This is a genomic window from Herbaspirillum sp. Her2 (assembly GCF_057961375.1).
Genome location: NZ_CM176331.1, coordinates 3,152,685 through 3,174,301 on the forward strand (window position 1 = coordinate 3,152,685; position 21,617 = coordinate 3,174,301).

Annotated in this window: 24 protein-coding genes; 3 read left to right on the forward strand and 21 right to left on the reverse strand. The window is 62.2% G+C overall.

The window, feature by feature from the left end; translation table 11 throughout:
• Positions 1–81: 81 nt before the first annotated feature.
• The 6 genes from ACWHXP_RS14300 to ACWHXP_RS14325 all read right to left on the reverse strand — a co-directional run bounded on the left by ACWHXP_RS14300 (position 82) and on the right by ACWHXP_RS14325 (position 5,920).
• Positions 82–807: an ABC transporter ATP-binding protein gene (locus tag ACWHXP_RS14300; RefSeq protein ID WP_034331852.1), complete on the reverse strand. Its 726-nt coding sequence runs from the start codon at positions 805–807 to the stop codon at positions 82–84.
• 15 nt (positions 808–822) lie between these two features.
• The gene (locus ACWHXP_RS14305; protein ID WP_034338203.1) at positions 823–1,590 is read right to left on the reverse strand and encodes an ABC transporter ATP-binding protein; all 768 of its coding nucleotides are present in this window, start codon (positions 1,588–1,590) and stop codon (positions 823–825) included.
• A gap of 15 nt (positions 1,591–1,605) precedes the next feature.
• Positions 1,606–2,820, reverse strand: a complete 1,215-nt coding sequence (locus ACWHXP_RS14310; protein ID WP_402704373.1) for an ABC transporter permease subunit — start codon at positions 2,818–2,820, stop codon at positions 1,606–1,608.
• Positions 2,821–2,892: 72 nt separating this feature from the next.
• Positions 2,893–3,822 carry a branched-chain amino acid ABC transporter permease gene (locus ACWHXP_RS14315; protein ID WP_034338197.1) on the reverse strand — a complete coding sequence of 310 codons (930 nt, stop codon included), beginning with the start codon at positions 3,820–3,822 and terminating at the stop codon, positions 2,893–2,895.
• Positions 3,823–4,436: 614 nt separating this feature from the next.
• Positions 4,437–5,405 (reverse strand): 4-hydroxy-3-methylbut-2-enyl diphosphate reductase, encoded by a 969-nt coding sequence (gene ispH, locus ACWHXP_RS14320; RefSeq protein ID WP_489635713.1) that lies wholly within the window; start codon positions 5,403–5,405, stop codon positions 4,437–4,439.
• A 59-nt stretch (positions 5,406–5,464) separates the two neighbouring features.
• The gene (locus ACWHXP_RS14325) at positions 5,465–5,920 is read right to left on the reverse strand and encodes an FKBP-type peptidyl-prolyl cis-trans isomerase (protein WP_039785208.1); all 456 of its coding nucleotides are present in this window, start codon (positions 5,918–5,920) and stop codon (positions 5,465–5,467) included.
• A 238-nt stretch (positions 5,921–6,158) separates the two neighbouring features.
• On the opposite strand from ACWHXP_RS14325, the gene radC reads away from it, so the two are divergent.
• From radC to rpmG, 3 genes are all read left to right on the forward strand, one after another.
• Complete coding sequence (gene radC / locus ACWHXP_RS14330) at positions 6,159–6,833, forward strand: RadC family protein (RefSeq protein WP_034338236.1); 675 nt, start codon at positions 6,159–6,161, stop codon at positions 6,831–6,833.
• Between the two features lie 206 nt (positions 6,834–7,039).
• Entirely contained in the window at positions 7,040–7,276 is a 237-nt protein-coding gene (gene rpmB / locus ACWHXP_RS14335) for a 50S ribosomal protein L28 (RefSeq protein WP_006463730.1), read from the forward strand.
• 24 nt (positions 7,277–7,300) lie between these two features.
• Complete coding sequence (rpmG, locus tag ACWHXP_RS14340; protein ID WP_006463731.1) at positions 7,301–7,468, forward strand: 50S ribosomal protein L33; 168 nt, start codon at positions 7,301–7,303, stop codon at positions 7,466–7,468.
• Between the two features lie 60 nt (positions 7,469–7,528).
• Here rpmG and ACWHXP_RS14345 read toward each other — a convergent pair whose 3' ends face one another.
• The 15 genes from ACWHXP_RS14345 to lpxK form a co-directional block, all read right to left on the reverse strand.
• Positions 7,529–7,672 (reverse strand): hypothetical protein, encoded by a 144-nt coding sequence (locus ACWHXP_RS14345; RefSeq protein WP_166675601.1) that lies wholly within the window; start codon positions 7,670–7,672, stop codon positions 7,529–7,531.
• A gap of 54 nt (positions 7,673–7,726) precedes the next feature.
• On the reverse strand, positions 7,727–8,923 hold the full coding sequence (locus ACWHXP_RS14350; RefSeq protein WP_121044028.1) for a DesA family fatty acid desaturase: 1,197 nt from the start codon (positions 8,921–8,923) through the stop codon (positions 7,727–7,729).
• A gap of 82 nt (positions 8,924–9,005) precedes the next feature.
• Positions 9,006–10,364, reverse strand: a complete 1,359-nt coding sequence (locus ACWHXP_RS14355) for a mechanosensitive ion channel family protein (RefSeq protein ID WP_489624885.1) — start codon at positions 10,362–10,364, stop codon at positions 9,006–9,008.
• Between the two features lie 28 nt (positions 10,365–10,392).
• On the reverse strand, positions 10,393–10,962 hold the full coding sequence (locus ACWHXP_RS14360; RefSeq protein WP_489635712.1) for a phospholipase D family nuclease: 570 nt from the start codon (positions 10,960–10,962) through the stop codon (positions 10,393–10,395).
• Positions 10,959–12,221 (reverse strand): RsmB/NOP family class I SAM-dependent RNA methyltransferase, encoded by a 1,263-nt coding sequence (locus tag ACWHXP_RS14365; RefSeq protein WP_489624883.1) that lies wholly within the window; start codon positions 12,219–12,221, stop codon positions 10,959–10,961. Before ACWHXP_RS14365 ends, ACWHXP_RS14360 begins: the two co-directional genes overlap by 4 nt.
• A gap of 66 nt (positions 12,222–12,287) precedes the next feature.
• The gene (gene purN / locus ACWHXP_RS14370) at positions 12,288–12,899 is read right to left on the reverse strand and encodes a phosphoribosylglycinamide formyltransferase (protein WP_204725037.1); all 612 of its coding nucleotides are present in this window, start codon (positions 12,897–12,899) and stop codon (positions 12,288–12,290) included.
• Between the two features lie 100 nt (positions 12,900–12,999).
• Positions 13,000–13,527 (reverse strand): barstar family protein, encoded by a 528-nt coding sequence (locus tag ACWHXP_RS14375; RefSeq protein WP_370516341.1) that lies wholly within the window; start codon positions 13,525–13,527, stop codon positions 13,000–13,002.
• Positions 13,528–13,529: 2 nt separating this feature from the next.
• On the reverse strand, positions 13,530–13,925 hold the full coding sequence (locus ACWHXP_RS14380; RefSeq protein WP_121044780.1) for a guanyl-specific ribonuclease: 396 nt from the start codon (positions 13,923–13,925) through the stop codon (positions 13,530–13,532).
• Between the two features lie 125 nt (positions 13,926–14,050).
• Positions 14,051–15,256 (reverse strand): patatin-like phospholipase family protein, encoded by a 1,206-nt coding sequence (locus ACWHXP_RS14385; RefSeq protein WP_034339323.1) that lies wholly within the window; start codon positions 15,254–15,256, stop codon positions 14,051–14,053.
• 60 nt (positions 15,257–15,316) lie between these two features.
• Complete coding sequence (locus ACWHXP_RS14390) at positions 15,317–16,075, reverse strand: SDR family NAD(P)-dependent oxidoreductase (RefSeq protein WP_259434349.1); 759 nt, start codon at positions 16,073–16,075, stop codon at positions 15,317–15,319.
• 205 nt (positions 16,076–16,280) lie between these two features.
• Positions 16,281–18,320 carry a sodium-translocating pyrophosphatase gene (locus tag ACWHXP_RS14395; RefSeq protein ID WP_489625534.1) on the reverse strand — a complete coding sequence of 680 codons (2,040 nt, stop codon included), beginning with the start codon at positions 18,318–18,320 and terminating at the stop codon, positions 16,281–16,283.
• 272 nt (positions 18,321–18,592) lie between these two features.
• Positions 18,593–19,249, reverse strand: coding sequence for an adenylate kinase (gene adk, locus ACWHXP_RS14400; RefSeq protein ID WP_008326404.1), 657 nt, complete (start codon positions 19,247–19,249; stop codon positions 18,593–18,595).
• Between the two features lie 283 nt (positions 19,250–19,532).
• Positions 19,533–20,348, reverse strand: a complete 816-nt coding sequence (kdsB, locus tag ACWHXP_RS14405; RefSeq protein WP_134221618.1) for a 3-deoxy-manno-octulosonate cytidylyltransferase — start codon at positions 20,346–20,348, stop codon at positions 19,533–19,535.
• Positions 20,349–20,404: 56 nt separating this feature from the next.
• Positions 20,405–20,593 carry a Trm112 family protein gene (locus ACWHXP_RS14410; protein ID WP_034339340.1) on the reverse strand — a complete coding sequence of 63 codons (189 nt, stop codon included), beginning with the start codon at positions 20,591–20,593 and terminating at the stop codon, positions 20,405–20,407.
• A complete protein-coding gene (lpxK, locus tag ACWHXP_RS14415) occupies positions 20,574–21,602 on the reverse strand; it encodes a tetraacyldisaccharide 4'-kinase (protein ID WP_489635711.1) in 1,029 nt (342 codons plus the stop codon). Before lpxK ends, ACWHXP_RS14410 begins: the two co-directional genes overlap by 20 nt.
• Between the last annotated feature and the right edge of the window lie 15 nt (positions 21,603–21,617).

The window sequence follows — 21,617 nt, forward strand, 5'->3', positions numbered from 1 at the left end:
CAAAAAAAGCGCAGCCTCGGCTGCGCTTTTTCTTCGATCCATTACAAATGATTTATATCATTTACGAATTGACGAATCGATTTATCCCTCACCCAGATAAGCCGCCTTCACCCGCGGATCATCCAGCATCTGCTGCGCCTGCCCTTCCATGGTGATCAGTCCCGACTCCATCACGTAGCCGCGATGCGCCGCCTGCAGCGCCAGCTTGGCGTTCTGTTCCACCAGCAGGATGGTGATCCCCTGTGCCGACACATTGCGGATCACTTCAAAAATCTTCTCCACCATGATCGGCGACAGACCCATCGAGGGCTCATCCAGCAACAGCAGCTTGGGATGGCTCATCAGCGCGCGCGCCATCGCCAGCATCTGCTGTTCACCACCCGACAAGGTCCCCGCCATCTGCGCCGCACGTTCCTTCAGGCGCGGGAAGACCTCGAACCAGCGGTCGACGTCGGCCTGGATCTGGCCCTTGTCATTGCTGGTGTAGGCGCCCATCAACAGGTTTTCCTGGATGCTCATGCGCGTAAAAACGCCACGGCCTTCCGGCACCATCGCCAGCTTGTCCTTGACCAGCTCGAAGGACTTCTTGCCCTTCAACGGATTGCCCATGTAATACACGTGGCCGTCGACCTTGCTGCTGGGCAGCGTGCCGGTGATGGCTTTGAGGGTGGTGGTCTTGCCGGCGCCATTGGCGCCGATCAGGGTGACCAGTTCACCGTCGTTGACTTCCAGGCTGATGCCCTTGACGGCCTTGATGCCGCCATAGGCCACGCTCAGTTGGTCGACTTTGAGAATGTTCGTTGTCATGTTCTGTGGTCTCGCTTAATGTCCTGCACCGAGGTAGGCCTCGATCACCGCCGGGTTCTTCTGCACGTCAGCCGGCACGCCTTCGGCAATCGGCTTGCCGTAGTCCAGCACCGTGATGCGGTTGCACAGGCCCATCATCAGCTTCACGTCGTGTTCGATCAGCAGGATGGTTTTACCTTCGGCCTGGATCTTCACCAGCAGCTCGCGCAAGGCCAGTTTCTCGGTGGCGTTCATGCCAGCCGCCGGTTCGTCCAGCGCCAGCAGTTGCGGATCGGTCGCCAGGGCGCGGGCGATTTCCAGACGGCGCTGATCGCCATACGACAGGTGGCGCGCCGTGCGCTTGGCGAACTGGCCGATGCCCACGAAGTCCAGCAGTTGCTGCGACTTGGCGCGGATCGCCGCTTCTTCGTCACGTGCTGCCTTGTGGCGGAATACGGCACCGAAGACATTTTGCTTGGTGCGCACGTGGCAACCGACCATCACGTTTTCCAGCACGGTCATTTCACCGAAGAGACGAATGTTCTGGAAGGTACGCGCGATACCGGCCTTGGCCACTTCGTGCGGGGCGCTCGGCGAATAAGGCTTGCCGTCCAGTTCGAAGCTGCCGGTATCGGGTTGGTACAGGCCCGTGATGACGTTGAAGAACGTGGTCTTGCCGGCGCCGTTGGGGCCGATCAGGCCATAGATCTGGCCGCGCTCGATGGTGATGCCCACGCCATTCAAGGCTTGCAGGCCGCCGAAACGCTTGCTGACGTCACGGATCTTGAGCAGTGTTTGTGTCATGTTCTGTGCTCCAGATTAAGCTTTGACTTCGCCGGTGGTACCGACTTGGGTGTGGTCCACTTCGGGACGGTCTTCATGGCGCGGCGAGGGCCACAGGCCAGCCGGACGGGTCAGCATGATGATCACCATGGCCAGGCCGTAGAGCAGCTGGCGCAGCACTTCGGCATCGATCCACACCTTGCCGAAGATGGCCATCTGCAGCGGCTCCACCACGTGGCGCAGCACTTCCGGCAGCGCGGCCAGGATCACGCCACCCAGCACCACGCCCGGAATGTGGCCAATGCCACCCAGCACAACCATGGCCAGCACGGCGATGGATTCGGTCAGGGAGAAGGATTCCGGCGAGACGAAGCCCTGGAAGGCACCGAACATGGCACCGGCCACGCCACCGAAGGACGCGCCCATGGCGAAGGCCAGCAGCTTGACGTTGCGGGTGTTGATGCCCATCGCCTTGGCGGCGATTTCATCTTCACGGATCGCCACCCAGGCACGGCCCAGGCGCGAATCCTGCAGACGGCTCGAGAAGAAGATCACGAAGATGCACAGCACCAGGAACAGGTAGTAGTACGCGTTCACCGAGGGCAGGTTCATGCCGAAGATCTTCAGCATCGAACCCGAACCCGGTTCACCGGCCAGCGAGACACCGAACACGCGGATCGGGTCGATCAGGTTGATGCCCTGCGGACCATTGGTGATGTTCACCGGCGCGTTCAGGTTGTTCATGAAGATGCGGATGATTTCGCCGAAGCCCAGCGTCACGATGGCCAGGTAGTCACCGCGCAGCTTCAGGGTCGGCGCACCCAGGAGCGCACCGAAGAGCGCCGCCAGCACGCCCGAGATCGGCACGATCAGCCAGAGCGAGAGGTGGATGCCGTTCTGCACGATCTGCGGACCGCACAGCCAGACCAGGAAATTGCCGATGGCCGGATAGGTGTTGATGAAGGATTCGATCACGGCGGCGAACTGGGGCGAGGCCAGCAGGCCGGCGGTGTACGCACCGATGGCATAGAAGGCGATGTAGCCCAGGTCCAGCAGGCCGGCAAAACCCACCACCACGTTCAGGCCCAGGGCCAGCATGATGTAGAGCAGCGCCATATCCATGATGCGCACCCACGAATTGCCGAAATGCTGGGCGATCATGGGGAAGATGATCATCAGCGCCAACAGCGCCAGCAGGCTGAACCGCGCCTGCTGGGGGTTGCGCTTCATGTCGAAGGTCATGAGAGCCATAGTGTTCTCTTCCGATTTCTTAAGTTTCTAAGTTTCTGTTTTTAAGTTTTTAAGGTTTTAAATCTTAAAAACTCAGGCCCGATCCGCCACACGCTCACCCATGATCCCGGACGGACGCAAGGTCAACACGATGATCAGCACGATGAAGGCGAAGATGTCCTGATAATTGCTGCCCAGGAAGTTGCCGGTCAGGTCGCCGATGTAACCGGCACCCAGACTCTCGATCAGGCCCAGCAGGATGCCGCCCAGCATGGCGCCGTAGATGTTGCCGATACCACCCAGCACGGCCGCCGAGAAGGCCTTCAGGCCCGGCACGAAGCCCATGGCGAATTGCGCGGTGGAATAGTTGGCAGCCCACATCACGCCGGCAATCGCGGCCAGTGCGGCGCCGATGGCGAAGGTGACGATGATGACGCGGTTGGCATCCACGCCCATCAAACCGGCGATGCGCGGGTTCTCGGCAGTGGCGCGCATGGCGCGGCCCATCTTGGTCTTCTCCACGATCAGCACCAGGCCGATCATCGCGGCCAGGGCCAGGATCAGCAGCATGATCTGGGTCGGCGAGATCAGGGCACCGGCGATGTTGACCGGGGTCGAGGGCATGATCTGCGGGAACGGCAGCGGGCTGCGGCCCCAGATCATCATGGCGAAGGTCTGCAGCAGGATCGATACGCCGATGGCGGTGATCAGCGGCGCCAGGCGCGGCGCGTTGCGCAGCGGACGGTAAGCGATGCGCTCGATCAGCAGGCTGACGATCACGCACACCGGAATGGCTCCGACGATGGCGATGATCAGCTTGACGATGCCAGGCAGGTCAGGCGCGACCTGCTGCACCAATTTGAGGATCGACAGGCCGACCATGGCGCCCACCATCAGGATGTCGCCGTGGGCAAAGTTGATCAGATTCAGCACCCCGTACACCATGGTGTAGCCCAGGGCGATCAGTGCGTACATGCTGCCTAGCACCAATCCGTTGATGATCTGCTGGATGAAAATGTCCATGAATAACTCTTCGATCTAAATGGAAACAAGAAAAACACGTGGCTCTGCACCAAAGCGGACACCGCGCGAAAGCATGTCGATTAGCAAAATCCGTTCCCGAAACCCGGGACCGCGTTATCACTCTTCATAAAAAGGGTGCACGCGTTCCCGGCGAGCAGGGCTCGCTGACGGAGGGAATGGAGGGAAATTCAGCCGCAGTAGCCGTGCGGGCGGCTTGGGCCGGGGCTGGCGCATCGACTGGGCGGGCGCCCGGGAGGTCTTCGCCGGAGGCACCGGGCGAGGCCGGTGGGCAGATGCTCGTACATATGGATGTCTCCCGTCTCTGGTTGACGTCGCGTTGGCGACGCCCTGCCCTCTTTGTGAGGGCTAGCGCTCGGCCGCCTTTTGGGCGGTCCGTCGATAATGGTGCGGAATTATACGCAGAAGATTCCAACAATCGAGCACAAACAATCGCCTGTTACAGAAGAAAGTGCGGTAAGACCAATGAATTGTCGGCGACTTCACAACAGCTGTCGCGGAAATGAAGAAGGCCTGCATCAGCAGGCCTCTTTGCGCAAACGCCGGACGTGATTTTCGTCCGAATATTCACCCTTTGTCACAGGGCTGATTCAGGCTCATGCCGATTCGGCCGAGGGCGTGCGGGTACCCAAGCCCTTGGGCAAGGGGAAGGTGACGTTTTCTTCAATACCGTCCAGGACGCGCACGCTGCGCGCACCGATTTCCTTGATGCGATCGATCACGGCCTGCACCAGCACTTCCGGTGCCGATGCACCGGCCGTGACGCCGATGCGCTGGCGGCCTTGTACCCATTGCGGTTCGATCAGGGCGGCGTTGTCGACCATGAAGGCGGGCACGCCCTTCTTCTCGGCCAGTTCGCGCAGGCGGTTGGAGTTGGAGCTGTTGGGGCTGCCGACCACGATCACTACTTCCACCTGCGGGGCCATGAACTTCACGGCTTCCTGGCGGTTGGTGGTGGCGTAGCAGATGTCGCCCTTCTTGGGTTCGGCAATGGCCGGGAAGCGCGCGCGCAGGGCGGCGATGATGTCGGCCGTGTCATCCACCGACAGCGTGGTCTGGGAGACATAGGCCAGCAGTTCGGGATCGGCCACCTGCAGGCGCTGGACGTCTTCCACCGTCTCCACCAGATGCATGCCGGCCTCGGTCTGGCCCATGGTGCCTTCCACCTCGGGGTGGCCGGCGTGACCGATCATGATGATCTCGCGGCCCTCGCGGCGCATCTTGGCCACTTCCATATGCACTTTCGTGACCAGCGGGCAGGTGGCATCGAACACCGTCAGGCCGCGCTCGGCCGCCTCGGCCTGGATCGCCTTGGACACGCCATGGGCCGAGAAGATGACCGTATTGCCGGCCGGCACGTCGGCCAGCTCCTCGATGAAGACCGCGCCCTTGGCCCGCAGGTCGTTGACCACGTAGGCGTTGTGCACGATTTCATGGCGCACGTAGATGGGTGCGCCGAACTGCGCCAGCGCACGTTCGACGATCTCGATGGCGCGGTCCACGCCCGCACAGAAACCACGGGGCTGGGCCAGCAGGATTTCAGATTCGGCTTGTTCCATGGTCATGGTCATTTCCTTGATTCTTCAAAACATTGCGAGGGCCAACTCGCCAAATGACGAGGCTCTTACAGGATTCCGATGATTTTTACTTCGAACTTCAGCGTTTGCCCGGCCAGCGGGTGATTGAAGTCGAAAATTGCGCCATCATCATCGATCGCTCGCAGGATACCGGCAAAGCGGCCGCCACCGGGGGCAGCGAAATCGACCAGGTCGCCCACGCGATAGTCCTCATCCATGGAGGAATTCTCTTCCAGCGTGGCGCGCGAGATACGCTGGATCAGCTCTTCGCTGCGCTCGCCGAAAGCCTGGGCCGGGCTCAGTTCAAAGGTCTGCTGCGTGCCTTCGGGCAGGCCCAGCAGGCAGGCTTCGAGGAAGGGAGCCAACTGGCCCTGGCCGAACTGCAGGGTGGCCGGATTTTCGTTGAAGGTGCTGACGATGTCTTCGCCGTCCAGCGAGGCCAGGCGGTAATGCAAGGTGAGATAGGCGTTTTCGGTGACGACGGGGACGGTTGGGCTGGACATGGCTGGGAACGGGCTTGGAAGCGGGAAGGTGCACAAGAGCCCGCTATTGTAAGCCACGTTGGCCCGCTCTGCCGCTGTCAGCCGCATCCGGCTGCGCGGGTGGCGGGCGCATTGGACACTTCCTTGCGGCGGCGCAAGCGCACTGCGGCGGTGCCGGGCTTCTGTTGGACGGTTGCGGCGGGACCGGCTGCCGTCTTTCCTCTCGAACGCAATATGAAAGGAGATTCATCTCATGACCATGTCCATTGTCGATTGGCCCGCCGCACAGCGGCCACGCGAACGTCTGTTGGAGCTGGGCCCGGCCTGCCTCTCCGATGCGGAATTGCTGGCCATCTTTCTGCGCGTGGGCACGCCGGGCAAGAGCGTCATGGAACTGGCCATGGATCTGCTGCACCGCTTCGGCTCGCTCGAAGGCCTGTGCAAGGCCGTTCAGCGCGAGCCCAGTCTGGGCAACGGCCTCGGCCCGGCCAAATGCGCCCAGCTATCGGCCTCTCTGGAGTTGGCCAAGCGCGCCATCCACAGCGATCTGAAGCAGGCATCGGCCCTCAATTCCACGCGCGTCGTGGGCGAATACCTGAAGCTGACCTTCTTCGGCAAGGAACACGAATGTTTCGTCGCCCTCTTCCTGAACATGCGCAACAACCTGCTCGGGACGGAAGAATTGTTCAGGGGCTCGCTGAATCAGACCACGGTCCATCCCCGGGAAGTGGTCAAGATGGCGCTGCGTTACAACGCCGCTTCGGTCATCGTTGCCCACAACCACCCTTCCGGCGACCCGCGGCCCAGTGACTCCGATCTGCGCCTGACCAAGACACTCAAGCAAGCCCTGGAGCTCATTGAGGTGGAATTGCTGGACCACATCGTGGTGGCCGGAACACGCCTGTATTCCTTTGCCGACCACGGCAAGGTGTGAACCGTAACCAGCCAGATCGGCCGCAAAGCCTTTACAGGACTGGGATTGCGCCATTGAGGGTGACAGCGGAAAAACCATGTTTCTTCAATTGTTAAATCAATGAGCTACATCAAGACACAATTGTTTTTCGCAAGTCATTGAAAAAGCAGAGTTTTTTCCATATACTCTCGTTTTTCCCAAATTCGGAAATTTTTAAGGAGTCTCACATGGCACGTGTCTGCCAAGTCACCGGGAAGGGGCCGATGGTCGGCAACAACGTTTCCCATGCAAACAACAAGACCAAGCGTCGTTTTCTGCCCAACCTGCAGAACCGCCGCATTTTCGTCGAATCCGAGAACCGCTGGGTTTCGCTGCGTTTGTCCAACGCCGGCCTGCGCGTGATCGACAAGATCGGCATCGATGCCGTTCTGGCCGATCTGCGTGCTCGTGGCGAAAAAGTCTAATTAGCAGAGTAAAGGAAATCTATCATGGCGAAATCCGGCCGCGACAAAATCAAACTGGAGTCGACCGCAGGTACTGGTCACTTCTACACCACCACCAAGAACAAGCGTACTACGCCCGAAAAGATCAGCATCATGAAGTTCGATCCCAAGGCGCGCAAGCACGTCGAATACAAGGAAACCAAGATCAAGTAATTGATCCCGGTCTCCCGATGAAAAACCCGCAGAATACTCTGCGGGTTTTTTATTGCCTGCTCACGTTGACCGCATTGCGCCGGTCAGCCCGCTGCGCACCGCAGCCCTCCCCTCCCGTTTCGGTTTTTTGACAAAAACCTTCAGGCCTGTACTGGCCGATGACGAAAAAAATCCCCGCAGATCGCTCTGCGGGGATGTCTTCATGCTTTTCCTTCACTTCCGGCTTTTACCCCGGAGCAGCGGCCTGGTCAAAGCCGATCAGGCGTAGCTGCGCAGGCGCAGGGCGAAGTCACGCAAGGCCTTCACGCCGGATGCCTCGGCGCGGGTGCACCAGTCCTGCAATTGCTGCAGCAGCTGTTCGCGGGTCGAGTGCGAACGCTCCCAGATGGCGCTCAGTTCAATGCGCATCTCATGCATGGTCTGCAGCGCCTTGCTGTGGGCGAACAGTTCCGACAGTTGCTGCTTCTGGCCATCTTCCAGACGGGCCGGCTCACGCTGCAGCAGCTTCCTGGAGGACTTCAGGAAGCGCGATTCCAGCTGGGCCTTCTCGATCAGGTGATCCAGCTCGTCCTTCCAGGCGCTCTTGAGCGAACGGGCGTACTTGGCGGTCACGTCGTAACGGTTGGCGATCACGGACTGCAGGGTATCGAAGTCGATCACCGATTTCTGGCTGTCGAACTTGGGCACCGGTGCCACCTTCTTGACCTTGGCCAGGCCGAAAGTCTCCAGGATGCGGATGTACATCCAGCCGATGTCAAATTCATACCACTTGGCCGAGAACTTGGCCGAGGTGCCGAAGGTGTGGTGATTGTTGTGCATTTCCTCGCCGCCGATGATGATGCCGATCGGGAACAGGTTGGTCGCTGCATCGTTGCAATCGTAGTTGCGATAGCCCCAGAAGTGGCCCAGGCCGTTGACCACGCCAGCCGCCCAGAACGGGATCCAGGCCATCTGCACGGCCCACACGGTCAGACCGATGGCGCCGAACAGCAGCACGTCGATGATCAGCATGATGCCCACACCCTGCCAGCCGTACTTGCTGTAGATGTTGTGTTCAATCCAGTCATCCGGAGTGCCGTGACCGAACTTCTCCATGGTCTCGGCGTTCTTGGACTCACTGCGGTACAGCTCGGCACCCTGCCACATCACCTTGTGGATGCCGCGGGTCTGCGGGCTGTGCGGATCTTCTTCGGTCTCGCACTTGGCGTGGTGCTTGCGGTGGATGGCGGCCCATTCCTTGGTCACCATGCCGGTGGTCATCCACAGCCAGAGACGGAAGAAGTGGCTGGGGATCGCGTGCAGTTCGAGCGCGCGATGCGCCTGGCAACGATGCAGATAGAGAGTCACGCCCACGATGGTGATGTGGGTCATCACCAGTGTGTAAATGACAATCTGCCAACCGGACGCGTGCAGCAGGCCGTTGGCAACAAAGTCGAGGATCGCATCAAGGGTCATCAGTACAACTCCAAATAGAAAACAACTATCGGACTACAAAACAGGATTATTACTTGTTCCGTGAAAATGGTTTTATTTTCTTTTAATTGCCGGGCATTGTACGCGAATTCTGTGCCTCTGGGACATCAGGAATTTCCTGGCGCGTACTTTGGCGGAAGCTGCGCTCATCCATGATACGAATGTCGCGCTTGGGATGTGCCACCTGAATGCCATGCTGTTTGAAGGCGGCCCAGATGGCCCGGTTGACGTCGGACAGCACATTGAGCCGTCCATTTTCCGGGTCGGTGATCCAGAACCCCAGTTCCAGATCCAGTCCGTCGGCCCCGATCTTGATCAGCAGGGCTTGCGGAGCGGTCTGCTGGGAGACCCGTTGTACACCAAGTGCGGCCTGTTCCATGATGGACAAGACCGTTTCCACATCGTCCTGGTACAGAATTGTAAGCTGTGTAGCCAAACGTACAATGCGATGGGTCAAGGAATAGTTTTGTACCGGATTGGAGACAAATAGTTCATTGGGCAACACCGATTCGATCCCGTCCAGCCCTTCCAGGATGGTGTAGCGGGTATTGATCTGGGTGACCTTGCCGAAATATTTATCCACGGCAACCATATCGCCAATGACCATGCTGCGCTCCAGCAGGATCACGAAGCCGGAGACATAGCTGCTGGCAATCTTCTGCAAACCCAGGCCGATACCCACACCGAGCGCGCCCCCGAAGACCGACAGCACGGTCAGGTCGATCCCCACCAGCGACAGGCTGACCAGGAAGGCGATCAGGATCAGCAAGGCCCGCATCATGCGCGCCACCACCGTGCGCAGGGAGGAATGCATGCCGCTGAACTTCATGAGGCGGTTTTCCACCACCGTGCCTATCCACAGGGCAATGATGAGCGTCACCAGCACCGAGGCCGCACCTTGCAACATCGTCAACAGGGACACCTTGTGGCGCGCCAGCGGGAAGGTGGTGGTATCCAGATAGTCGACGAAATCCGGCCACAGGCCGGTAATCCACAGCACCACGCACAGCCAGACCAGCAGCGCGATGACCTTTTCCGACAGGTGCAGCAGCGCGCCCACGGTCGCATCCTTCACGAAGATGCCGCGCAATACGTAGAAAACGAAACGCATCGCCACCTGGGCGATGGTCAGGGGGAACATGATTTCCCAGAGCGTGACGGCATGGTGGCCGCGCTTGAGGATGTAATAGGCAGCTGTGAGCAGGCCCAGGGCCAGCAGCGGCGAGAGCACGCGGGCGAAGCTCTTGACGCCGATCTGCATCACCAGCGACTGCTCCTCGCCATCGGCCGGCAGCACGAAGCGCGCGCGCAGCCAGCGCGAGAGGCCGATGCCGCCCAGCAGGCAGAGCGCAATGACCACCAGCTGGCGCAGCAGGTCGACGGTGCTGATATCAGTGAAGAGGGAAAGGAAATGATCGGTCATGGCTGGCCGGGTGAAGAATCAGGGCAAATCAGGGCGCCGCCTGGGCATCCTGGCGGTGGCGCTGCCAGTTGCTGGCGTAGCGTGCAGCCAGTGGCGGGTTCTTGCCCAGGATGAGCACGTTCTCGGCGTTCTTGTGCTGGGCCGACCAGGTGAAGTTGTAGCTGCCCGTGATGACGGTGGCCGTCGGCAAGGCCGCATCGATGATGATGACCTTGTTGTGGGCATTGCGGTAATCGGTTTCCAGCCAGACCGGAATGCCGGCCGCGCGCAGCTGGCGCAGGCGGTCTTCGGAATTCTTGTCGAGCTGGCCGGCATCCATCAGCACGCGCACATCGATGCCGCGCTTGCGGGCGGCCACCAGTTCATCCGTAATCGGACGACTGGTGAGCAGATAGGCCTGCATCAGGATCTGGCGCTGCGCAGAGTGAAGCTGGCCGACGATCAGCGCTTCGATGTCATCCCAGGGCGCAAAGGCGGTTTGCACCGTGCCCTGCGCTGCCATCACCGGCGGTGGCGGCAGCGCCTCCCTGGCCTGCAGGCCAGGAGCGGCCGCCAGCAGGCTGGCGGCCAGGCAAGGCAGCAAGACCCGGCGCATCATGCAGCGGCGCGGCGCTCCAGGACGGCCGCGAAGAAACCGTCCGTCTGGTGATGGTGCGGCAGCAGCTTCAGGTAGTCGCCGGTATCCAGCGCAATCTTCTGCTCGGCCAGCACTTCGCTCATGGGACGCAGCGTGAAGTCGGGGTGCGAGGCCAGGAAGTCGGCGATGACTTCATCGTTCTCTTCTTCCAGGAAGCTGCAGGTGCCATACACCAGGCGGCCGCCCGGACGCACCAGGCGCGCGGCGCTGGCGAGAATCGAGCCTTGCTTGGCGCGCATCTCGGTCAGCGTTTCCACGCTCTGGCGCCACTTCATGTCGGGATTGCGGCGCAAGGTGCCCAGGCCGCTGCAAGGGGCATCCACCAGCACGCGATCGAGCTTGCCAGCCAGGCGCTTGACCTTGGCGTCGTTCTCATGGGCGATCACCACCGGATGCACGTTGGACAGGCCACTGCGCGCCAGGCGCGGTTTCAGCTTGGCCAGGCGCTTTTCGGACACGTCGAAGGCATAAAGGCGGCCGGTATTGCGCATCAGCGCGCCCAGTGCCAGGGTCTTGCCACCGGCACCGGCACAGAAATCGACCACCATCTCGCCGCGCTTGGCACCGACGATCTGGGCCAGCAGCTGGCTGCCTTCATCCTGCACTTCGATGGCACCGTCCTTGAACAGCGGCAGGTTCTGCAGGGCCGGCTTCTTGAACACGCGCAGGCCCAGCGGAGAATACGGGGTCGGCTCGCAAGCCACCGGGGCCTTGGCCAGTTCGGCGATGACGGTATCGCGGTCGGCCTTGAGGGCATTGACGCGCAGGTCCAGCGGAGCCGGACGGTTCATGGCATCAGCCAGTTGCAGGGTGGCTTCCTCGCCCATGCGGGCGACCAGCTTTTCCCACAGCCAGGGCGGCAGATTGCTGCGCATCTGGGGGGCCAGCTGGGTGCGGTCGATCTGGGCCACACGCTCCAGCCACTCGGCTTCGCCTTCCTGCAGGCCGGCGATGGATTCGGCACCGACCGCATCGGCCAGGCCCAGCAGGGCCAGGCGGCGCATCATCGGGCCACTGCCGGATTCAGCGAAGTTGGTCAGGACCGTCTTGTTGCGCAGCAGCCCGTAAACCGCTTCAGCGATCACGCCGCGCTCACGGCTGCCCAGGCGCGGATTGTCGCGGAAGTAGCGCGACAGGGTGACGTCGGCCGGGCCGGTGAAGCGCAGCACTTCGCGCAGCAGTTCTTCGGTATGGGGGATGATCGCGGGAGGCAATCTCATGCTAGGTCCTTCAGATTCAATTCAATTCAAGATAAGGGTTGCGCGGCAGCGTTGGCTCGTTGCGCCTCAGGCTTCGGCGGCCAGGCGCACGCGCGCCCCGTCCAGTGCCAGACGGCCTTGCACGAACCAGCGCACGGCGCGCGGATAGATCACATGTTCCTGTTCCAGGACACGCTCGGCGAGCGTCTCCTCGCTGTCCTCTTCCAGCACCGGCACGGCGGCCTGGGCCACGATGGGGCCGTGGTCGAGGTCGGGCGTGACGAAGTGCACGGTCGCGCCGTGCAGCTTGACGCCGGCCGCCAGTGCCTGCCGGTGCGTCGCCAACCCGGGGAAACTGGGCAAGAGCGACGGGTGGATATTGAGCATGCGGCCCTGGTAATGATTGACGAACGGTGCCGTCAGGATCCGCATGAAGCCGGCCAGCACCACCAGGTCCGGCGCGAACGCGTCGATCTGCTCGCGCAGGGCGGCATCGAACTGGTCGCGCGTAGGATAGTCGCGGTTGGCCACGACGGCCGTGGCGATGCCGTGGCTGGCGGCGAATTCGAGGCCGCTGGCGTCGGCGCGGTTGCTGATGACGGCGGCGATTCGGGCAGGCCACCGCTCGGCCTGTGCAGCGCGGACGATGGCTTCCATATTGCTGCCTCGTCCGGAAATCAGGATGACAATGCTTCTCATGGTGTGCGCATTGTACCTGCTGACAGCCCCTCCGCCGCCGGTTTTCACGATGTGAAAGATCCGGCGTGGCGTAAAAGGTTTATCAAAATGTGAAGAAAATTTACTGGAAGGAATAGAAAACGCGGAACGGCACCTTCTTCTCAGCCCAGTAATCGGCCGCATCGCGGAAGACGTCGAGCAAGGTCTCGCGCGCTTCCTTGTCGAATTTCTGGGTGTTGGGCAGTTGCTCCAGCACCACGACGAAACCGATCTGCTTGCCGGCCTTGTGGGTCAGGTCGGTCAGGCAGTCATGCAGGGCATCGAAGTTCTTGCCGAAGTGCCGGGGAAACTGGAAGGCGGTGGCGATGGTGGTCAGCACCTGCTGCTTGGTCACGGCCTCGGCGCAATAGGCATAGAGAAAGTGCTGCTGCAGGTGCGCGGCCTCCTGCTGCAGCTCGGTCACGCGGAAGGCGCGGATCGATTGCACGATATTGGGCGGCACCGTTTTGAACAAACTCATTTTGCCTTCAGTATTCATAGGCGGGGCTGTGTGGCTGTCGTGGTTGTCGTAATTGTCGTGATGGTGATGGCTGGCCTGCTGTGTGGCTTGCTGCAACAGGACTCGCGCGCCCTGCCCTGCGCTGTACAAGATCAGTCGCGTATCCGGCGGAAGGTCTTGTAATGGTCACTGGTGTAATAGTATTCGCCCGACGTGGCCGGTTCTCCCCCGCTGACGATGCGACGGGCCCCGCGATTGCGGGCGCGCGGCGTCTTGACCGTGTATTCGCGATAATACCCGCGCTTTTGCTTGGGCAAAACCCCTTCATAGTTGCCGAAGACCGCGCCATCCTTTTCATACGGGAAAGGCCCACCCTGACGGATCAGGGCCATGGTCTGCTGGGCTTCGCGCGGCAGCTGGTCAAGATTGACCTCCGGCAAGTTGCCCGGCACCGGCCCCTTGGCTTGCACCGGGACGGACAGCATCAACGCCGTCAGCAGCACCAGCCAGTAACGGGTGAAGAAGGAAGAAATGAAGCGGGCTCGCATCTGCATCGTCTGCATTGATTCTGTTAATTGCAATTTTGTCAATGAATGGCAACAGCACTCGGTAGATTAACGCGTTGCTTTCGGCTAGGCAACCACGGCAGGCCAGGAACTTGACCGGCAGCAAATCAGGCAGAGGCTTGGAGCAGCTGGGCGGTATCCGGTTCAAAAAAGGCCAGCACCTCCTCGCGCTTGGCGTAGGTATCACTTTCGCCCAGGGCGATCAGCTCGCGTGTGAAGCTTTGTTCAAACAGCAGATAGGACGCCAGTGCCGAGCCGCGCGCCTCGGTGGCCCCGATGCCACCCAGCATGGTGCGGATCGGGCGCGGCAGACTGCCGACGTGGCGGCTGGCGATGCTGTCGATGCGCTGCGAGGGCGAGATCACCAGGGTACGGATGGGTTTCAGGGGCGTATGCCGGCGCTGCTCCTCGTTCAGGACCGACAAGGTCTGGTTGACCCGGTTGATGCGCTCGATGTCGGCCGACAAGCCGTCGAGGAAAATGCCCGACATCGCATGTCCGGCCACCTGCGCCAGGCTGGGGTAATGCGGCGTATTGGTCGGGGCCTGCTCGCCCTTCTCGCCCATGCGTCCGGCACCGATGATGAGGACCTTGGTGGCACCGAGGTGGATGGCCGGGGAAATCGGGGCGATCTGGCGCATCGAGCCATCGCCGCAATACTCGCAGCGGCCGTCGATGTACACCGGAATGGCCGGAAAGATGAAGGGAATGGCAGAAGAGGCCAGCAGGTGATCGATGCCGATCTGATCCCGCATGGCCAGGCGCTGGGTGCGCCGCCACGGTTCGATCTCTTGCGCACACTGGTAGAAGGTGATGTGCTGGCCGCTGGTGTAGGACGAGGCAGTCACCGCCAGCGCATGCAACTGTCCTTCGGCCAGGGCAGCATCCAGCCGTGGCAGGTCCAGCAGGCGATGCAGCATGCTCACCAGCGGGGTGTTGTCCAGCAGGGAATTGGGCGGATTGGCGCGCCACTTGCGCAGCAGCCAGCCGAAGGAAAACAGCGACAGCCAGCGCGCCCCCGAGCGGATCACGCCCAGCGAATCGGCGCGGTACACCTGCTCCACCTGGAAATTGCTCCACACCGCCATCAGCTCGCGCACGGCTTCGCCGAAGTCGTCCGCCCGGCAGGCCAGGGCGGTGCCGTTGATGGCCCCGGCCGAGGTGCCGCAGATGATGGGGAAGGGATTGCTGTGTACCGGCCAGCCGGCTTCGAGCAGGATCATCGAGAGGGCGTTGAGCACACCCACCTGGTAAGCCGCCCGTGCGCCACCGCCGGTCAGGATCAAGCCTGTTTTGTGTTCCATGGTCTCCATGAGGGGAGCTTATCAGTAGCCCCCTCACCGTGGACAAGAGAATTGGCAGGCAAATGCCGTCTATTTGGGCTGCATGCGGATGGCACCATCGAGGCGGATGGTCTCGCCGTTCAACATCACGTTCTCGATGATGGTGCGGGCCAGCTGTGCATATTCGGTGGCACGGCCCAGGCGCGGCGGGAAAGGGACGGCCTGCCCCAGCGAATCGCGCACTTCCTGCGGCATGGCCAGCATCATGGGGGTCTCGAAGATACCCGGGGCGATGGTCATGACGCGGATGCCGCTGCGCGAGAGATCGCGCGCCATCGGCAGGGTCATGGCAACGATGGCCCCCTTGGAAGCCGAATAGGCCGTCTGGCCGATCTGGCCATCGTAGGCGGCCACCGAGGCGGTGTGGATGATGATGCCGCGCTCGCCCTCTTCCTGCGCCTCGGTCTTGGCCATGGCATCGGCCGCAAAGCGGGCCATGTTGAAGCTGCCGACCAGGTTGATGTTGAGCGTCTTCATGAACAGCGCCATGCTGTGCGGGCCGTTCTTGCCGACCAGCTTCTCGGCCGGGGCGATGCCGGCGCAATTGACCAGTCCGCGCAGGCTGCCGGCCGCTTGCGCGGCACGCACCACGGCCTGGGCATCGTCTTCCGAACTGACATCGCAGCGCACGAAGACGCCGCCCAGTTCGCGGGCCAGCGCACTGCCAGCCTCCTCGTTGAGATCGGCCAGCACCGGCTTGCCACCAGCGGCGGCGATCATGCGGGCAGTGGCCGCACCCAGACCGGATGCTGCGCCGGTGACGATGAATACATTTCCTTCGATACGCATGGAGTCTCCTGTTTTTTCTCTGCGCGCAGCCAGGCGGATGGCCTGGCCGGCGAGCCAATGATGATGGGATACATCAGGGGGCATTATTTGACGAATCGGCCAGCCTGGCAATGCAGGCTTTCCCTTCGCGGTGCGGGGATTATGCGCAGGTCGCCGCACGGCAGACTATCCGTGCGGCGACAATCAGGGCTGCAGTCAGATCGGGTCAGGACACCGTCGGCAGCAAGGGCACCAGCAGCAGCGCCACGATGTTGATGATCTTGATGAGCGGATTGACCGCCGGCCCGGCCGTATCCTTGTATGGATCGCCCACGGTGTCGCCCGTGACGGCGGCCTTGTGGGCATCCGATCCCTTGCCGCCATGGTGGCCGTCCTCGATGTATTTCTTGGCGTTGTCCCAGGCGCCGCCGCCGGTGGTCATCGAGATGGCCACGAAGAGCCCGGTGACGATGGTCCCCATCAGGAGCCCCCCGAGCGCCGACGGCCCCAGCAGCAACCCGACCAGGATCGGCACGATCACCGGCAGCAGCGACGGCAGGATCATTTCCCGGATGGCCGACGAGGTCAGCATGTCCACCGCGCGGTCATATTCGGGACGCCCGCTGCCGTCCATGATGCCGGCGATGTCGCGGAACTGGCGACGCACTTCCACCACCACTGCACCGGCCGCGCGTCCCACCGCTTCCATCGCCATGGCACCGAACAGATAAGGAATCAGCCCGCCGATGAAGAGCCCGATGATCACCGCCGGGCTGGACAAGTCGAAGCTGGCGGTCTTGCCCACGGACTCCAGCGCATGCGTGTAATCGGCAAACAGCACCAGTGCGGCCAGTCCTGCCGAGCCGATCGCATAGCCCTTGGTGACCGCCTTGGTGGTATTGCCCACGGCATCGAGCGGATCGGTGATGGCGCGCACCGAATCGGGCAAACCCGACATCTCTGCGATACCGCCCGCGTTGTCGGTGATGGGCCCATAGGCATCCAGCGCCACCACGATACCGGCCATGGACAGCATGGAAGTCGCCGCAATCGCAATGCCGTACAAGCCTGCCAGCCAGTACGACGCCAGGATCGCCGCGCACACCGCCAGCACGGGATAGGCGGTGGACTTCATCGACACCCCGAGACCGGCGATGATATTGGTGCCATGCCCGGTGGTGGAGGCTTCGGCGATATGGCGCACCGGCTTGAAGTCGGTGCCGGTGTAGTACTCGGTGATATAGACCATGAGACCGGTGAGCACGATGCCCACCACGGCCGCGCCCATCAGCGGCACGCGCAGTTCAGGCGGCAACAGCAGCCAGGTGACCGCCGCAAAGCCGACCAGCGACAGGCCGGCCGACCACCACAGGCCGGTATAGAGCGCCGACATGATCTTCTTGCCCGGCTGCGCCTTGACCATCGCGCAACCGACGATGGAAGCCAGGATCGACACCCCGCCCAGCGCCAGCGGATAGAGCACCGCCAAGGTTTCCAGACCCTTGAGCATGAGGCTGCCCAGGAGCATGGTCGCCACCAGCGTGACGACATAGGTCTCGAACAGGTCGGCGGCCATGCCGGCGCAATCGCCCACGTTGTCCCCGACGTTGTCGGCGATGACCGCAGGATTGCGCGGATCATCCTCGGGAATGCCGGCCTCGACCTTGCCCACCAGGTCGGCCCCGACGTCCGCGCCCTTGGTGAAGATGCCCCCGCCCAGCCGCGCAAAGATAGAGATGAGGGATGCCCCGAAAGCCAGTCCGATCAAGGGCTGGATGGCATCGTGCAGGCTGGCGGCGCGCCCCTGTCCATAGACATAGAGGATCCAGAAGAACAGCGATACCCCCAGCAATCCCAGCCCCACCACCAGCATCCCGGTGATCGCCCCGCCCCGGAACGCCACGCCCAGCGCCTCGTTCATGCCGCGCGTGGCAGCCTGTGCAGTACGCACATTGGCACGCACGGACACGTTCATCCCGATGAAACCGCAGGCGCCGGACAGCACCGCCCCCAGCAGGAAGCCGATGGCGGTCAGCCATCCCAAACCGGGAATGAGCGCAATGAGGATCAGCAGCACTACCCCCACCATGGCGATGGTGCGGTACTGCCGCGCCAGATAGGCCGCCGCGCCCTGCTGAATGGCCAGGGCGATTTCCTGCATGCGGGGGTTGCCGGGGTCCTGCTTGAGAATCCAGCTCCGAGAAACCAGGCCATAGATCACCGCGACCATGCCGCAGGCAATGGCAAACCACAGGGCAAGTGCCATCATCGTCTCCTTTGTTATCACGACTCATCAACAATCACGAACATCCGCCGCGCCGTCCGGGTGCTGCTGTTCCGGTTCGTCGCGGCCGATACTGCGCCTGCAAATTGCGTCGCCCTTTTTTATTGGAGTTGTTGTGCCTTGCCGGGCCGCCGGTGCCACGCCCTCGGGCGGGCGTCACTGCCGGTGATCGGTTTACTTAGTTTTTGCTGACTGTCGAGCCAATGGCCTCCAGCGCGACAGCATAAAAAAAGCGGACCGAAGTCCGCTTCACTTTACTCCGCCAGGGCGGCAAATGCACGATCCCTGATTTCTTCCACCGGACCGACGCCGGCGATCTTGCGATACTTCGGCGCACCCGGCTGGCCCGACTTGGCCCAATCACCGTAGTAGCCCACCAGCACTTCAGTCTGCTCGTGATACACGGCCAGACGCTTCTTGACGGTTTCTTCCTTGTCGTCGTCACGCTGGATCAGCGCCTCGCCGGTCAGGTCATCCTTGCCTTCTACCTTGGGCGGGTTGAACTTGACGTGATAGGTGCGGCCCGAACCCGGGTGCACGCGGCGGCCGCTCATGCGCTCGACGATGGCGCTGTCGGGCACGTCGATTTCCAGCACGTAGTCGATGGCCACGCCGGCTTCCTTCATCGCATCGGCCTGGCGCGTGGTGCGCGGGAAGCCGTCGAAGAGGTAGCCATTGGCACAGTCAGCCTGCTGCAGGCGATCCTTGACCAGGCCAATGATGATGTCGTCGGAAACCAGACCGCCCGCATCCATCACCTTCTTGGCAGCGATGCCAAGCTCGGTGCCCGCAGCCACGGCCGCGCGCAGCATGTCGCCGGTGGAGATCTGCGGAATGTTGAATTTTTCCTTGATAAAAGTGGCTTGCGTGCCTTTACCGGCACCAGGCGCTCCTAAAAGGATGAGGCGCATGTCGTTTCCTAAATTGAGGGTTTCTGAATATGAATGCTTGAATTCTTTTGCGACGTGATGGCAGAGGATCGCTACCATCTGGACGGTTATGCAGCTTGTTTGCGCGCCGTTTGCATCAGCTCTGGGACGAAACTTACCACAAAATCTTACCGAACCATGACAAACGCCTGATTTTTAAGCAGTCTCCGGACTCTGATTGTGTCGCGTCAGCTTGACATGGAACTTACAGCAAGCCGATCCGCACCGCCTTGCGGCGGATCATGCCTGCCACGCCGACGAAAGATCAGAGCGCGGAGATGGTCTGCACCAGCGGGCTGTCCGGCGGCGCCTCGAAATGCTTGCGCACGCGCAACAGGTCTTCGGGGGTATCCACCCCGGCTTCGGGCACCATCGAGGTCACGTGCACGGCAATGGCGTGGCCATGCCACAGCACGCGCAATTGCTCCAGCGCCTCGATGCGTTCCAGCGGGGCCGGGGCCAGGGTCGGGTAGAGCTGCAGGAAACGGTTGCTGTAGGCATACAGGCCGATATGGCGCAGCGGCACGTATTCATTGGCGTGATCGGGACCGCTGGCGTCGGGCAGCGACTCACGCGACCTGGCAAAGGCATCGCGATGCCACGGAATCGTGGCGCGCGAGAAATACATGGCGCAGCCGTCCTTGTTGAGCACTACCTTGACCACGTTGGGATTGAAGGCATCCTCGGCAGTCCCGATGGCGTGCGCGGCCGTGGCCATGGGTACGCCGTCCTTGATGTGGGCGGCGGTGGCAGCAATCAGGCCCGGATCGATCAGGGGTTCATCGCCCTGCACGTTGACCACCACCTCATCCTCGGTGAGCCCCAGCGCGGCGGCCACTTCGGCGATGCGGTCGGTGCCGGAGGGGTGATCGGCGCGGGTCATGGCCACTTCGATGCCATGCTGCTCGCAGGCGGCGTGGATGTCGTGGTGGTCGGTGGCCACGATGATGCGGGTGGCCCCGGACAGCGCGGCCCGCTCGGCCACGCGCACGATCATGGGCTTGCCGCCGAGGTCGGCCAGCGGCTTGTTGGGCAGGCGCGTGGAAGCCAGGCGCGCAGGGATGATGACGGTAAAGGTCATGGAATCAACCGCAGCAGGAAGGCAGAAATCAGGAATCAAGAGACCGGGGACTCGCGTCAGGCCGCAGGCGCTGCCGGCACAGCCGTCAGTTCGCGCGCTTCATCGGCCCACATGATGGGGATGCCATCGCGGATGGGATAAGCCAGCTTGTCTGCCTTGCAGATCAGTTCCTGGGCTTTTTTGTCATAGTCCAGCGGGCCCTTGCAGATGGGGCAAACCAGGATATCAAGCAGTCGGGCGTTCACGGAGTTTCTCCACTATATGTTCAGCCAGCGCGCCGTCAATGCGCGCCGAGACAGGCACGACCCAGATGCGCGGGTCGTTTCGGATGGCCTCGATAGCCCTGCATTTTACTGCATCCTTTTCCGTGATCAGGATGACATCGGCCGCAAGGCCTGCAAAAGGATCGATGGCGAAATCAAAATGGTCGGGCAAGGGATGGCGCGCAAAGGACAGACCCGCCGCTTCCAGCGTCGCAAAAAACCGCCCGGGATTGCCAATCCCCGCCACCGCCGCCAGCCTCACGCCACCCTCGCCCATCCGGTCCAGCGGCTTGTGCGCAGCGGGCGGGGCCAGTTGCACGGCCTGGTCCGCCTGCAGCCGCATGGCATGCGCGCCGCCGGATGCGCTGCCCTGCGCGCCGACATTGACCACAGAAAAATCCCGTCGGCGCGAAGCCGGCTCCCGCAGCGGTCCGGCCGGCAGCAGCCAGCCGTTGCCGACACCGCGCGCATCGGACAGCACGATCTCGATGTCACGCGCCAGCGCGTAATGCTGCAAGCCATCGTCGGAAATGATCACATCCACCTCGGGATGCGTCGCCAGCAAGGCGCGCCCGGCCTCGGCCCGGCGCCGTCCGACCACCAGCGGCACGCCGGTGCGCTGGACGATCAGCAAGGGTTCGTCCCCCACCTGGGCCGCCGCCGCATCGGCCGTGACCTCCAGCGTCTGCCCGGCACCGCCGCCATAGCCGCGCGAAATCACGCCCGGACGCAGGCCAGCCGCACGCAAGGCCTCGATGAGCCAGATCGCAAACGGGGTCTTGCCGGTGCCGCCGACGAAGACGTTGCCCACCACGATCACCGGCACCGGCAGCCGTTCGGCGCGCTTGATGCCCAGCGCGAAGAGCGCGCGGCGCAGCGCCGCCAGTGCGCCGAAGAGCAGCGACAGCGGCCACAGCAGGCAGGCCAGCGGACCGCGCTGTTGCCAGGCGCGGGTCAGGATGGCTTCGGCAGTGGGCCTGGATTCGGCCATTTTCGGGTTCCAGTG

Excerpts from the sequence above, each read along its gene's own strand:
- ACWHXP_RS14360 (WP_489635712.1), bottom strand. The coding sequence starts at position 10,962 with ATGATGCGCCGGGTCTTGCTGCCTTGCCTGGCCGCCAGCCTGCTGGCG.
- rpmB (WP_006463730.1), top strand. The coding sequence starts at position 7,040 with ATGGCACGTGTCTGCCAAGTCACCGGGAAGGGGCCGATGGTCGGCAAC.
- lpxK (WP_489635711.1), bottom strand. The coding sequence starts at position 21,602 with ATGGCCGAATCCAGGCCCACTGCCGAAGCCATCCTGACCCGCGCCTGG.
- ACWHXP_RS14380 (WP_121044780.1), bottom strand. The coding sequence starts at position 13,925 with ATGCGAGCCCGCTTCATTTCTTCCTTCTTCACCCGTTACTGGCTGGTG.
- ACWHXP_RS14390 (WP_259434349.1), bottom strand. The coding sequence starts at position 16,075 with ATGCGTATCGAAGGAAATGTATTCATCGTCACCGGCGCAGCATCCGGT.
- ACWHXP_RS14300 (WP_034331852.1), bottom strand. The coding sequence starts at position 807 with ATGACAACGAACATTCTCAAAGTCGACCAACTGAGCGTGGCCTATGGC.
- radC (WP_034338236.1), top strand. The coding sequence starts at position 6,159 with ATGTCCATTGTCGATTGGCCCGCCGCACAGCGGCCACGCGAACGTCTG.
- purN (WP_204725037.1), bottom strand. The coding sequence starts at position 12,899 with ATGAGAAGCATTGTCATCCTGATTTCCGGACGAGGCAGCAATATGGAA.
- ACWHXP_RS14345 (WP_166675601.1), bottom strand. The coding sequence starts at position 7,672 with ATGAAGACATCCCCGCAGAGCGATCTGCGGGGATTTTTTTCGTCATCG.
- ACWHXP_RS14310 (WP_402704373.1), bottom strand. The coding sequence starts at position 2,820 with ATGGCTCTCATGACCTTCGACATGAAGCGCAACCCCCAGCAGGCGCGG.
- rpmG (WP_006463731.1), top strand. The coding sequence starts at position 7,301 with ATGGCGAAATCCGGCCGCGACAAAATCAAACTGGAGTCGACCGCAGGT.
- adk (WP_008326404.1), bottom strand. The coding sequence starts at position 19,249 with ATGCGCCTCATCCTTTTAGGAGCGCCTGGTGCCGGTAAAGGCACGCAA.
- ACWHXP_RS14325 (WP_039785208.1), bottom strand. The coding sequence starts at position 5,920 with ATGTCCAGCCCAACCGTCCCCGTCGTCACCGAAAACGCCTATCTCACC.
- ACWHXP_RS14355 (WP_489624885.1), bottom strand. The coding sequence starts at position 10,364 with ATGACCGATCATTTCCTTTCCCTCTTCACTGATATCAGCACCGTCGAC.
- ispH (WP_489635713.1), bottom strand. The coding sequence starts at position 5,405 with ATGACCATGGAACAAGCCGAATCTGAAATCCTGCTGGCCCAGCCCCGT.
- ACWHXP_RS14305 (WP_034338203.1), bottom strand. The coding sequence starts at position 1,590 with ATGACACAAACACTGCTCAAGATCCGTGACGTCAGCAAGCGTTTCGGC.
- ACWHXP_RS14315 (WP_034338197.1), bottom strand. The coding sequence starts at position 3,822 with ATGGACATTTTCATCCAGCAGATCATCAACGGATTGGTGCTAGGCAGC.
- ACWHXP_RS14385 (WP_034339323.1), bottom strand. The coding sequence starts at position 15,256 with ATGGAGACCATGGAACACAAAACAGGCTTGATCCTGACCGGCGGTGGC.
- ACWHXP_RS14395 (WP_489625534.1), bottom strand. The coding sequence starts at position 18,320 with ATGGCACTTGCCCTGTGGTTTGCCATTGCCTGCGGCATGGTCGCGGTG.
- ACWHXP_RS14350 (WP_121044028.1), bottom strand. The coding sequence starts at position 8,923 with ATGACCCTTGATGCGATCCTCGACTTTGTTGCCAACGGCCTGCTGCAC.
- ACWHXP_RS14365 (WP_489624883.1), bottom strand. The coding sequence starts at position 12,221 with ATGAGATTGCCTCCCGCGATCATCCCCCATACCGAAGAACTGCTGCGC.
- kdsB (WP_134221618.1), bottom strand. The coding sequence starts at position 20,348 with ATGACCTTTACCGTCATCATCCCTGCGCGCCTGGCTTCCACGCGCCTG.